Origin of the sequence: Mesorhizobium sp. YL-MeA3-2017, assembly GCF_030814575.1 — a bacterium.
GTDB classification, from domain to species: Bacteria; Pseudomonadota; Alphaproteobacteria; order Rhizobiales; family Rhizobiaceae; genus Mesorhizobium; species Mesorhizobium terrae.
The window spans coordinates 3,921,168-3,934,272 of record NZ_JAUSVH010000001.1 but is presented as its reverse complement, the minus strand read 5'-3'; the positions used below and the strand labels follow the sequence as shown (position 1 = coordinate 3,934,272).

5 protein-coding genes are annotated in these 13,105 nt (G+C 60.6%); 1 reads left to right on the top strand and 4 read right to left on the bottom strand.

Going from position 1 to position 13,105, the window contains the following annotated elements:
• Positions 1 to 728 precede the first annotated feature (728 nt).
• The 4 genes from QFZ88_RS18695 to QFZ88_RS18680 are packed head-to-tail and all read right to left on the bottom strand — an operon-like array spanning position 729 to position 4,246.
• Positions 729 to 1,928: a HEPN domain-containing protein gene (locus QFZ88_RS18695; RefSeq protein WP_065997435.1), complete on the bottom strand. Its 1,200-nt coding sequence runs from the start codon at positions 1,926 to 1,928 to the stop codon at positions 729 to 731.
• Positions 1,925 to 2,758 (bottom strand): hypothetical protein, encoded by an 834-nt coding sequence (locus tag QFZ88_RS18690; protein WP_065997437.1) that lies wholly within the window; start codon positions 2,756 to 2,758, stop codon positions 1,925 to 1,927. Before QFZ88_RS18690 ends, QFZ88_RS18695 begins: the two co-directional genes overlap by 4 nt.
• The gene (locus tag QFZ88_RS18685) at positions 2,755 to 3,612 is read right to left on the bottom strand and encodes a nucleotidyl transferase AbiEii/AbiGii toxin family protein (protein WP_245317467.1); all 858 of its coding nucleotides are present in this window, start codon (positions 3,610 to 3,612) and stop codon (positions 2,755 to 2,757) included. Before QFZ88_RS18685 ends, QFZ88_RS18690 begins: the two co-directional genes overlap by 4 nt.
• A 13-nt stretch (positions 3,613 to 3,625) precedes the next feature.
• Complete coding sequence (locus tag QFZ88_RS18680; RefSeq protein WP_065997439.1) at positions 3,626 to 4,246, bottom strand: type IV toxin-antitoxin system AbiEi family antitoxin domain-containing protein; 621 nt, start codon at positions 4,244 to 4,246, stop codon at positions 3,626 to 3,628.
• Positions 4,247 to 5,236: 990 nt separating this feature from the next.
• On the opposite strand from QFZ88_RS18680, the gene QFZ88_RS18675 reads away from it, so the two are divergent.
• Positions 5,237 to 13,027, top strand: a complete 7,791-nt coding sequence (locus QFZ88_RS18675) for a SpvB/TcaC N-terminal domain-containing protein (RefSeq protein WP_065997441.1) — start codon at positions 5,237 to 5,239, stop codon at positions 13,025 to 13,027.
• The last annotated feature ends 78 nt before the right edge of the window (positions 13,028 to 13,105 follow it).

The window sequence follows — 13,105 nt, the reverse complement described above, 5'->3', positions numbered from 1 at the left end:
ATCACGCCCCGCTGGAGCGATCCATCCATCGCAAACCAAAAGAGCTGGCCTGCTCCATTGGCACTTGGTCACGCCATCATTCATGCAAGCCCCAGTTTCGATCAGGGTCGTTGCGTCGATTGTCGGCCTCCGGCGGGACCGTCTCGGAGTGCTGGGGCTGACCATCCGATCCTGTCCAGTCAAACCGAACGCGCCAACCGGTGCTCTTCCCGCTATTGCTTTGGTAGCCGATGACTTGCTTGGGCACCGTGATGCCCGCTAATACCATCGAACCTGATCCGGTGCCAATGTTAGCAATAAACACGCTGTCGATCAGGCGATGATCCGTGAGATCGCGCTCTAGAATGAGCGATGGGCTTTTTGATCGCTTGCTCCCTCCTCCTTCTCTCCGCGAGTTGCTCCCTAAGTTTGTCCCCTTCGGCAAGATAAGCCTCTGCTTCCGGTGCATTCGTTGGCGTACAGCCTCTCTTCATCGGAAGGCGTCCCTTCTGGTAGGCTGAGAGGATCGCCGCCGCCGCATCAGGACCAACCTCAAGAACAAGATCGAGCCAATTCCTTTCGCGTGTGTAGATGTCGGCGCGCTCAGCTTTCGACAGAACCCCTCCTTCAAGGACGAGCCTTCTCGTCTTAATGGGCATGATGCCAGGCAGGCCAGCAAGGAAGTCCGTAAGAGAGCGCATCGCCGATTCCTATTGAGTCATTCCTGGGCCACTAGAGCAGCCGATGTCTTACTGCTGTCGATCGTACAAGATCGCGTCAGCCTTCGCCCCCAGTGTCAGGCTCGTCCAATCCGGAAAACTGCCACGCTGAAGGATGGCCTGCATGACACGGACAACAAGCTGATCGGCGAGATCGAGATCGACCTTGGACTTTGGCGGAAGCACACCCGAGTGGACCGCGTCTGACCGAGCCTTGTATAGATGCTTCATCTCATCGAAGATCTTGGTCCGCTCGACGGCACCCTCACCCAAGAGCCAGGCGGCGCGACTGCCAATCTTATAGGTGATTTCGGTATTCGACGTTCCGAGATCGTGCATCAGCACGATTTCCGCCGCCATGCCCAAATCGAGAGCGCGATCGACAGGATGAATTGCCAGCCGCGAGCGCCCGAGCCGGTCGATTGCACGGGGAAGGCTGTCTCCCTCGGTTAATGCCGCTAGCTGCCCGAAGGCGGTCTTGATCGTCGCCAAATCCGCTGGGAAAGCCACGAGCGGGTGAGCCGCAAACGGGCGGCCTGACATCGTGCCATCAGCCGACAGCAAAGCGCGGCGATCCGACAGAATTACCGACATCGGCAACTCGACCCCGCCACTGGAGCCAAGCAAACAGGCGAGCCGAAAACGACGGCGGATTGCATCACGCGCCGATGAGGCGGGCTGTGTTATGCTGGTCCCGGCTGGCCCATTTGCTTCAGACGGGTGTTGTTCGAAGGCTGGCGTTACCTTGTAGGACTGGACGAGGAAGCCGGTTCCGGTGGGCATGCTCGGCCACGAATATCGCCAGGGGTAGTCGAACGCGCTGAAGATGTCGGCCGCCGGCGGCACAAGGCGAACACCATCGCCCAATTCACAGGGCTCGTTGATTTCGATGCCAAGCACCGGCGAAACTTCCTCGTAGACTGCGGCATTCCGCGACACTTCGTTCGTGAAGAGTGCAACGATATCTTCCGGCGCTATTTTTTCGACGAGCCGGTCAATCGCCCATTCACCGAAGCGGCCTCCGACGAGAGAGCCGCCGCCGTCGCCACTGAACACCCAACACGTCGCGAAATCGGAGAACGGCTCTGCGCGGGAGAGATATTGATCGACACGATGCTTCGCCTCGTCGCGCCAGAGTGAATAGTCGCTGCCGCGGTGAATCTCGGCGAGTTCTCCAGCTATCCCACGCAGGAAGGCTACCGCGTCGGATGCAGTGTCCGCTCTGCTCATTCCTTGTCCCACCGACCGAGGTTCACGTCGACGAAGCCGACCGGGTAGCCCCGAGCCAAGACGCCGAAGCTGGGCTCGCCTTCGCTATGAACGGCGAGGACATGCTCGGGACCGAGCGGCTGATGTGTGTAGAGGTCGAACGCATGTTTGTCCGGCCGGCAGCCGAGCAACCGGCCAAAGGTGGCAACCACTGCCTCAGCCGCCGAATAACCATGGCGGGAATGGACGAGCGGCATGGCAATCTCCAGAACGCGCGGCCGACCGATCTGCTTCAGCATGTCCTGAAGTACCGCGTCTCGCTGCCAGAAATAGGCCGACTCGCCGCCCCAGCTCTCGAGGAGCAATTCAACGCCGCTGTCTTCGACGTTGACGGGATGCGAGACCATCCAGAACTTGTTGGAGCGGGCGTCGAGTTGATCGCTTTGGTACGGGCTGTCGGCGAACAAGCGATCTGCGACCTCTTGGCTGAAGGCGCCAGCAGCGACTTGCGCCGCGAAGCGTGATCGGATGGTGTCGAGGCTGGATGGATAAATGCCGCCTTGCCGGAGAATGTCGACTTCTGCGTCGGTCAAGCGGGTATAGTGCCAGGCGCGGATCGTGCGAACTTCCATCAGCCGCATGATATGCTCCTTCACCCAAATGAACTCGCCCGCGTAAGGATTTTCGGGATGGGGCATGGTGTGATCGGAGGTCTCACGCTCCAGCCATTGGCGGCGCGAGGTGAGCATGTAGTTGCGGATGACATCGGCGTGGGCGTCGAGGTCGCCGCGCAACTCGCGGTCGAAGGTTTCGACGTCCCAGACGTCAATGATGGCGACGCCGTCAGTCATGCCTCATTCCCGTTTCTTGCTACGATCCGCGCGCATGACGGGCCGACCAACTCCCAAACCCCTTCGATGATCGATTCCAGCGAAACAGCGTCGAGTTCGAGCGACGCGGCGTAAGCACGCCATTGCCGTTGCTTCCCTTCGTCGCCAAACATGTCGACCGAGAGTCCTGGTGGACGCTCTGTCGGGATCGGCGTTCGACGGCGTTCGAACGTCGCGCGAATGGCCGCGTCTAGATCATCAGCGGAAATGTCGATCGCGCGCGGTATCGCCCATAGGTCGTAATAATCCTTCATGCGTCCGTTTAGGACGCCAAGCGCCACCATCGCCTGGAATTTCTCGGCAATCACTGTGGCGGGCGGATAGGAACGAACCTGCGGAGCGGGAAAATCCAGCAAGGCCGGATAGTCGAGCCGCTGCGTCGCATCGGCCATGGCGTCCCCGACGCCGATGTCGATTGTGACGGGGATGCGCGTTCTTTCGAGATAGGCAGCGGTCTTGAGGCGAATGCCGCCGTATTCCATCTCCTCTCGAATGACGGTCGCAGCGAGCGCATCGACGTCGAAGACGAGTCCATCGTCGCTCTTAGCCGCCATGATCTCCCCGAAGTCGGCGATCAGGCGGCCCGGATCGGCGTCCCCGAGCCCGAGAAAGTCCGCATCCCGCGTCACCCGGTTGTCGTCCGTCACCCAGACCGTGACCAGCATGCCGCCTTTTAGGACAAAACGGTCCTGATGCGCCGAGATCGACAGGCGGTAGAGCAGCCGTTCGAGTGCGAACCGCACCAGCAGGATATCGAATACGCGGCCTTCCTTGCGGGCGATATTCAGCAGCCGGTCCTTGACCGACTTCGCCATATTCGTCGGTGCTTTAGCCATTGGAGGTGAGCGCCTCGATATAGGGTTGCATCACCTTCCAGGCGCCGCCGGCCTTCGCGGCCTGGGCGATTGCGCTCGGAGTTGCCTTGCGTTGCTGAAGAGCAGCGCGCAGGCCCTCTACAGCGACTGATCGATCGACCAGTTTGGGGTTTCGGAACAGGTCGGCAAGGGTCTTCGGGATCGAATAGACCGGGACATCGAGTCCGGCGATAGCATGATGCTCGATGCCCTGTCGCAGATAAGGCGCCGTGAAGCGGACCATACGCAGCGGCGGATAGGACTGCACGGGCGCCCAATCGCTCGTCCCGATCGCCACCCAAACGCGCCGTGGCATCTGGTCGGTCAGTTCATGGAAGGCGAGCGCCGACACCAGTGCAATCACGCCTTTGGGGACGCGCATGATGGCTTCAGCGAGGATCTGGTTCTCTTCGACTTCCGCACCACGCTTCTGATAAACTCCGCGCGAGATACGCTCGACTTCCCCGCTCTCGACGGCGCGCGCTATCGTTTGCGCGCTGATGCCAGCCTCACGCAGTTCATGCGCATGCATCATGCTGCGCGCATCGAGCATGCTTCTGAGCTTCGCCTTTTGTGAATCTTGCGCCGAGGGCATGTTACAAATCCTCCAATCGACCGCAATCTTATCAGAGGTTTTGTCACGCGCCATCCCTGAGACGCCGATCGCCCACCGACGCACAACATGAATTTCTCAGCCGCGAGCCGCTTTGCCTGATGCTTCGGGCAAGCCAGACCCGACAGGTTCAATGCGAGCAACATAAACGAGGGCGAAAGCCTTCCTCTGCGCCCGAGCCAAAGTCTCTGCCACCCCCTTCTGCGAGGAGACCCCGCAACGCCAAGAGAGTGAGAGTGCAGGCCGGGTTTGCCGTGACGGTTTCACCCCCGCCGATTTCCTGGACGTCGCCGCGCACCGCCGTCGATCAACTGCAGCCAATGGCTCCGAATTATGTTTCATTTCTGGTTCGTCGTCAGTGGTGGAAAAGTGCTGGATGGCATCTAAAAAAGCGAACCACCTATCATTCGATCACTTGTGGAAATAGACCGGCGCGCACCTGCTACGGACTGGCGAAGCGAAGCAATAGCCTTCCGAGTTGACGTGATGGACAATGATGTGGTCCGCAACCGGCCCGCCTGTTCGTCCGGCTGGTTCCGAAGTTTGGAAATGGATACGGTACTGAGTTCACCCAACTCATCGGGAACCTAGTCGGTGACTTTCGCATCAGGGTTCGTGCCAATCACCACGGAATCGAGACCCTGGTTTTTGCGCAAAGGGGACTTGGTTGAAAGTGTTGCAGGGCACGTCGGGTGGTGGGCCTTCTTGGTCTAACTGATTTCAAGAAATTCTTGTTGATAGTTTGTCGAACGTCTCCGATACTGGCGTGACACGAACATTAGGGTGCCATCAATTGACCATATCGGCTGAACGGGCCGGTTGCTGGCGTTGAATTGAATTCCGGTACCGGCAGGAAGTGTATCGTCGCCCGCGACAGCTCTCTCACCAGCACCTGATCTGTTTCAAAAAAAGCGCATCCACTCACATAGACTTTATGCCGACGTATTGTGACTTCTCGATTGAGAGGGTCGAATGTCTGGAGAAAAGTCCCCCGCGGCGACGCCATTTGAAGCCGTCGTACCACCGGCCATTACCTTACCGAAGGGTGGCGGTGCCGTTCGCGGCATCGGCGAGAAATTTGCCGCCAACCCGGTAACCGGTATCGGTGCGATGTCGGTGCCGATCGCGACGAGCCCGGGACGCACGGGATTTGGCCCCTCGTTGTCGCTTTCCTACGATTCCAGCTCGGGCAACGGTCCGTTTGGCTTCGGCTGGAGTCTTTCTCTTCCGTCGATCACCCGCAAGACCGACAAAGGGCTGCCGCGGTATCTGGACGGCCACGACAACACGAAGGATTCCGACATATTCCTTCTGTCGGGTGCTGAGGACCTCGTCGCTGCCTATCAGCAGGATATGGCGGGCCGCTGGTCACGCGATCAGCAGGGCCATATTCTCCTTGATGACCAGGAGATCGACGGCTACCGCGTGCGCCGCTACCGCCCGCGCATCGAAGGGCAATTTGCCCGCATCGAGCGCTGGACGCTGCTTTCCGATCAGCAGGACGTCCACTGGCGGTCCATCACCCGCGACAACATTCTCACTCTCTACGGTCGCGATGCCAACTCCCGCATCTTCGATCCGGAGAATGGCGCTCGCATCTTTTCCTGGCTGATCTGCGAGACTCGTGACGACAAGGGCAATGCGGTTCTCTATCGCTACAAGGCCGAGGACGGCGAAAGGGTCGATTACGGCAGGACCTGCGAACGCAACCGCGGCAGACCCAACGACCGGCGCCGCACTGCCAACCGCTATCTGAAGCACATCTATTACGGCAACCGCGTGCCGCTGCTGGAGGAGGAAGGGCGTCGCCCCCGCTTTCTCGACAAGGCCAAGATCGATGACCTGATTGCCCAGGGCGGCTTCCTGTTCGAAATGGTCTTCGACTACGGCGAACACGACGGTGACGCACCCAAGCCGGACGATGCGGGGACATGGGATTACCGGGCGGACGCATTTTCCAGTTACCGGCCTGGCTTCGAGTTGCGCACGACGCGCCTTTGCCGCCGCGCGCTGATGTTCCATCATTTTCCGGAAGACGATGAGGTCGGCAGAAACTGCCTGGTTCGCTCCACAGATCTTGGCCATGACGGTCAGCATGGCCCTGATGTTATTTCCGGCCCGGTCTACGCCTTTCTCACCTCTGTCAGGCAGATGTCCTATCGGCGCAACGCCACCGGTTACGACCGCCGAGGTACACCGCCGGTCACATTCGAATACACGCAACCTGTCGTGGAAGAAACCGTCCACGACATTGATGCCAAGAGCCTGGAAAACCTGCCGAACGGGCTCGACACCGCCTCTTACCGATGGCTGGACCTGCATGGCGAGGGCATTCCCGGCATCTTGACTGAACAGGCCGCTGGCTGGTTCTACAAGCGCAATCTCAGTCCTCTGGGCTGGCGGCAGCCCGCATTTGCACCGTCCGAGCTCGTCGCGCAGAAGCCCAACCTTTCGCTCGTCGGCGACGCGGCCGAATTCATGGATCTCGCAGGCGACGGCCAGCCGGATCTTGTGGTTCTCGACGGCCCCGTTCCCGGCTTCTACGAGCATGATGAGGACGAAAGTTGGCTGCCCTTCCGCCCCTTCTCCTCCTCTGTAAGACGCACCGTGCACGACCCCAATACCCGGCTTATCGATCTTGACGGTGACGGACACGCCGACATCCTGATCACCGAAGATGATACCTTCGTCTGGCACCTCTCCTTGGGAGAGGACGGCTTCGGTGCGGCGGAACGATCTTGGCAGGGGCGGGACGAGGAGTTGGGGCCACAACTGGTTTTCTCGGACGCCTCCCAGTCCATCTATCTTGCCGATATGAGTGGCGATGGCCTGACCGATCTGGTGCGCATCCGCAGTGGCGAGGTCTGCTACTGGCCTAATCTGGGCTATAGCCGTTTCGGCGCCAAGGTCACGATGGAGAGGTCGCCGGACTTCGATAGTCTCGACCAGTTCCGCCAGAGCCGCGTGCGTCTGGCCGATATCGACGGCAGCGGCACGACGGACATCATCTATCTGCACCGCGAAGGTGTCCGCCTCTATTTCAATCTCTCCGGCAACGGCTGGAGTCTGCCTCAGACGGTCGCCGCCTTTCCACGCATCGACGACCTGGTGTCGGTCGTGCCGATCGATCTCTTCGGCAACGGCACGGCTTGCCTCGTCTGGTCGTCGCCGCATCTCGGCGACGGTGGTGGGGTGCAGATGCGCTATGTCGACCTGATGGGCGGAAGGAAGCCGCATCTGCTTGTCAGGGTCGCCAACAATCTTGGTGCGGAGACGCGGATAGATTACGCTTCCTCCACCAAATTCTATTTGCAGGACCGGCTCAACGGCACGCCCTGGGTTACCCGTCTGTCCTTTCCCGTGCATGTGGTCGAGAAAGTCACCATCACAGACAAATGGCGCAACACCAGTTTTGCCTCGGCCTACTCGTATCATCACGGCTATTTCGACGGCGACGAGCGGGAATTTCGCGGCTTCGGCCGAGTGGAGCAGGTCGACACCGAATCCTATGGCGAGTTCACCGCCGGCAACGCCACCAGTCCGTATATCACAGAGGATCGAGCGCTCCACCAGCCGCCTGTCAAGACCGTCACCTGGTATCATACTGGCGCTTTCCTGGATCGCGAACGCATCCTTACGCAGTTTGCGCACGAATATTTTCCAAACTGGCTGAGGGCTCCTCTGCCGGCGGGTTTCGCGGAGAAATCGTTGCCTGCACCCGATCTTGGGAACGAAGAGCTTAGCACGGTGGAATGGCGCGAAGCGCTTCGCGCTTGCAAGGGCTTTGTGCTGCGACAGGAGGTCTATGAGCTCGATCTCGACGCCCTGGAACGCCCTGGCGATCCTCGGCATATCCCTGTCAAGCTGTTCTCCACCGCCTATCACAACTGTCGCATCAGCCGGCTTCAGCCGCACGAGGCCAACGCCTATGCGGTCTTCCTCGTAACGGAGAGCGAGGCTGTTACCTATCACTACGAACTGCCCCTGATGCCCGCTGGCGTGCGCCCCGACCCGCGCGTCGCCCACACGCTGAACCTGCGCCACGACGGGTACGGCAACGTGCTTCAGACGGTTGACATCGTCTATCCGCGCGTCGGTCTGTTTGAAGAGGATGCCCTTAACGCCGGCACGCTGGCGGCGATCCGCAGTGTCCAGAAGCAACGCCACCTCGTCTACAAGGAGACGCGCTACACCAAGGACCATCTCGACATCGACGCGCAACGCTTGCGAGTGCCATGCGAGACGATGACCTATGAACTTGCCATTCCGGACGGCAGAGGTGGCGATTACCTCACCATCGGCGAACTGGCGAAATGGGCGCTGAGCACTTACTATCCTCCGACGGTGCCAGTTGCCGATGTCGTTGCAGTGGCCGACATCCCCTACCATTCAATTCCCGACGGGGTCAGCTGGCAGAAGCGCCTCATCGAGCACCAACGAACGCTCTATTTCTCGGCTGATCTCGCAAATCCGGCTCCGTTCGGCGAACCTGGACCGCTCGGCCTGGTTTTCGAACACTATCAGTTGGCGCTTACAGACAGCCTGCTGGAAGCGGTCTTCAAGAACGCCGACGGCACCGGCAAGCTCGATCAGGTCATAGACGGCCCGCGCAACGCCCGCGATCTGCTCGACAACCCCGGAACCAGCGGCTACCTCAGCGGCGCAGCCCTTGCTGTACGCTTCGCCTCGATCCCACCTGCCCAGCTGGCCGGGCAATACTGGGTCCGATCCGGCATCGCCGGCTTTGCAGGGGACGCCGCCACACACTTCTATCTTCCAGTCCGCTATGCCGATGCCTTCGGCAATGTCACGAGCGTGACCTATGATGGTTGCGATCTGTTTGTTGCGGCGAGCACCGACGCGCTCGACAACACCGCTCGCGTCGCCCGGTTCGACTACCGCGTGCTCGCTCCGCGGGAGATGCGCGACGTCAACGACAATCTCTCCGAAGTCTTCTTCGACGTGCTTGGCTTTCCAACAGCTATGGCGCTGAAGGGAAAGGGTGACGAGGCCGACGATCTCTCCGGATTTGATGCCAGTGTCGCCAATCTTGCTCGCGCGCAGCCACCGCTGATGGCGCTGCGGGCCTTCTTCGACGGTGTCAATCTCGATGAGGCGCAGGCACGTGACTGGCTCGCCAACGCGACAGTCCGCCACATCTACGATTTTGGCGAGATCGAACAGCTGCTTGCTGACGGCACGCGGACGACCCAGTGGGCGGAGCACCCGGCTTGCGCCTGCACCATCCTGCGCGAGCAGCACGTCCGTGAGCTTGCCGCAGGCGCGGCAAGTCCGTTGCAGGTAGCCTTAGAATATTCGGACGGCCTCGGAACCGCGATCGTCAGGAAAATTCAGGCCGAGCCAGAAGTGGCTGGCCAGCCTCTGCGTTGGGTAGCCACCGGCAAGGTCATCTTCAACAACAAGGGTAATCCGGTCAAACAATACGAGCCCTATTTCAGTGCTGCTGCCATCGGGCATCGTTTTGAGGAGCCTGAGGCAGCAGGAGTGGCAACGGTCGTCTACTACGATGCCATCGGCAGGATCGTGCGTCGGGAAATGCCGGACGGTAGTTTTGAGCGCGACGAGTTCTCGCCTTGGCATGTGCGCAGTTTCGATCGCAACGACACAGTGCTGGAGCCCGGCAACAGCTGGTATGCGAGGAAGACGGCCGGTGCTGCCACGGCGGAGGAGAAACGCGCGGCGCAACTGGCAACCGATCATGCTGGCACACCGACCCTAACCGTTCTTGATAGTCTCGGCCGCGCGGTGATCGCCATCGCGCACAACCGCGTAAAGACTGGGGCGGGTGCCGTCGAAGACAGGATGTACCCGACATTCACACGGCTCGATGCCGAAGGGAAGGCGCTTTGGATCCGAGACGCTCGCGGCAATCTGGCGATGCAATACATCCTGCCGGCGGCTCCAGACGGCCAGGTTGATAACCCAACGAACTTCGCGCCCGGTTACGATATTGCAGGCAATCTTCTCTTTGAGCATAACGCCGATGCTGGCGACCGCTGGACGCTGAACGACGCCGCGGGCAAGCCGATGGTGGCGTGGGACAGTCGCGGCCACATGTTCCACGTCGCCTATGATCCCCTGCACCGCCCTGCGGCATCCTATGTCAAGGGCGCCGATCCAGCCGATCAAAACAAGGTCGTCCAGTTCGAAAGAGTGCTTTACGGCGACACACCAGGCAACGGCTTGCCGGACACCCCCGCCAACGACCAGACCCGCAAGCTGAACCTGCGCGGACGGGTCTACAGGCACTACGACAAGGCCGGCCTTGGGACCAGTGCCGGGACCATTCCGGCGACTGGTGACGCGGAGGCCTTCGACTTCAAGGGCAATGCGTTGCGCAGCACGCGTCAGTTGCTGCAAGACTACAAGCAGTTTCCCGACTGGTCGCGGGCGCCTCCACTGAATGCGGAAATCTTCAGCCAGAGCACCCGTTACGACGCGCTCAACAGGCAAGTCCAGCACGTCGCCCCGTACAGCAACCGACCGGGCGCGACGCTTGACGTCATCCGCCCGGGCTACAACGCAGCCAACCTGCTCGAGCGTGTCGATGTCTGGCTGGAGCTTGCCGGCGAGCCACCCAATTTGCTGGATCCTGCCACTGCAACGCTGCACGCTGTCGCCAATATCGACTACAACGCCAAGGGCCAGCGCATCCTCGCCGAGCAGAACGAAGCGGAGCACCGCATCGTCATCCGCTATACTTATGAGCCGGACACCTTCCGGCTGAGCCGCCTTGAGAGCATGCGTCCTGGGCATCAACAGGCCGACAGGCGGATGCTGCAGGACTTACTCTACAGCTATGATCCGGTCGGTAACATCACCGCCATCCGCGACGACGCGCAGCAAACGGTCTTCTTCGACAATTCCACCATCGCGCCAAGCAACGCCTATATCTACGATCCGCTCTACAGACTGATCCGGGCCGAAGGGCGGGAGCATGCCGCGCAAAACAACGCTCAGCGCGATGCCGCGTCGTTTGCGCCCGTAGTCGGCATACCTTTTCCCAACAGCCCAGAGGCACTGCAGCGCTACAGCGAGGATTACGAATACGATCCAGTCGGCAACATCATGAGCCTGCGCCATGCCGGCGGGGCGATCCTACGCTGGACGCGCCGCTACCAATATACGCCCGCCGGCAACCGCCTTGTCGCCACCCGGCTGCCAGCCGATCCCGACAATCTGCCGGACTATCCGGCCGCGCCTGGGTACACCGCCCGGTACGGTTACGACGCGCGTGGCAATATGACTTCCATGCCGCACCTGTCGGTGATGGAGTGGGATTTCCAGGACCAGCTGAGCGCCACCCAACGGCGGCTCAACAATGGCGGAGCAGCGGAAAAGACCTGGTATGTCTATGACGCGACCGGCGAGCGCGTGCGCAAGATCACCGATGCGGCGAACGGCAAGCCGAGGGAAGAGCGCATTTACCTCGGCAACATCGAAATCTATCGCGCTTATGAGGCCGACGGCCAAACGGTCAAACTGGAGCGCGAGACGTTGCATGTCATGGACGACAAACGACGTGTCGCACTTGTCGAAACACGAACGCGCCTTGCCGGCGCGGATCCGGCACCGCGCCAGCTCATACGGTTCCAACTCGGCAATCACCTAGGCTCGGCGGTGCTCGAAGTCGATGGCGAGGCGCAGGTGATTTCCTACGAGGAATATCACCCTTACGGCACCACCGCCTACCAGTCCGCCCGCAGTCAAGCCGAAACGCCAAAGCGCTACCGTTTTACCGGCAAGGAACGGGACGAGGAGACCGCCCTCTGCTGCCACGGCGAGCGATACTACTCACCGTGGATGGGAAGATGGATTTCGTGTGATCCGATCGGAATCTCAGGAGGCTTGAATCTCTACCTGTACGCCGGGGCATGTCCGACTTGTTTCGTCGACCCATCCGGATTGGACCCACAGCACCCGGAAGACACCGATATTCACCAGATTTGGCGCGAAGGACCACCCGCTCAGAACACCAGTACCGACAAACGGGCCACGATGTCAGGGCCACCGCCGAGCCAACCTCCCGGCAGCGCCCCCCCCACAAGCAGTCAGCCCCCTAGCAGTCAGCCCCCTAGCAGCCAGCCCCCTAGCGACGAACCCGACGATTTCGACGCTGATCCTTCACGCAAAGGTGAGGGCTACAAGCGAGGTCAAGGTCAACAGCGACAGAGGAGCATCGAGGACCGGATCAAACGCCTTCAGGAAGGTCGCCCGTCAACGAAAGGTGAGGATTCCGATTGGGCGAAAAGACCAAAGCAAAGCGGAATCCAGAGCGGAAAGAAGACGCAGCAGAACGCCGACTTTGAACGCCGGCCCGGCACGCGCAGAAAGAAAGATTCGCTGCCCCAGCCAGATGCACGCACGGCACCACACAACCAGCCCAAGCCTTTGCTGCCGCGACGCCCGACACCGCTTGAGCCTCCGAAACAAGACGTACTGAAGCCCGATCCCGCGCCGTTACCTCCGTCGACCCCAGCCCATCCGACACCGGTATCGCCCCAACCTGCGTTGCCGCACCCGGCCGAGCAACGCACACCGAGCGGCTTGACCCCCGAGCAACTTCGTCGCCTCGAAGAAGCCGATAAGCCACTTGAGCAGGGTGCCATCGACTGGGTGGCGATGCTCACCCTTGGCTTCATTGTATCTCGCGCACTGGGTCCCTCATTGCGTTTGGGCACAGCTGGCGCCACCACCGGCGCTGCCACCGGTGGCGGAACGTTGATGCCCGCGTTTCCATAGGGAATAGCAAGCGCAGGTGGGGTGATGGGAGCCAGAGCACGAGCATGAGCAAGGGCAAAATAACAAGCTTCGACAATC

Coding starts and splice junctions, on each gene's coding strand:
- QFZ88_RS18695 (WP_065997435.1), bottom strand. CDS start 1,928: ATGAGCAGAGCGGACACTGCATCCGACGCGGTAGCCTTCCTGCGTGGG.
- QFZ88_RS18690 (WP_065997437.1), bottom strand. CDS start 2,758: ATGACTGACGGCGTCGCCATCATTGACGTCTGGGACGTCGAAACCTTC.
- QFZ88_RS18685 (WP_245317467.1), bottom strand. CDS start 3,612: ATGGCGAAGTCGGTCAAGGACCGGCTGCTGAATATCGCCCGCAAGGAA.
- QFZ88_RS18680 (WP_065997439.1), bottom strand. CDS start 4,246: ATGCCCTCGGCGCAAGATTCACAAAAGGCGAAGCTCAGAAGCATGCTC.
- QFZ88_RS18675 (WP_065997441.1), top strand. CDS start 5,237: ATGTCTGGAGAAAAGTCCCCCGCGGCGACGCCATTTGAAGCCGTCGTA.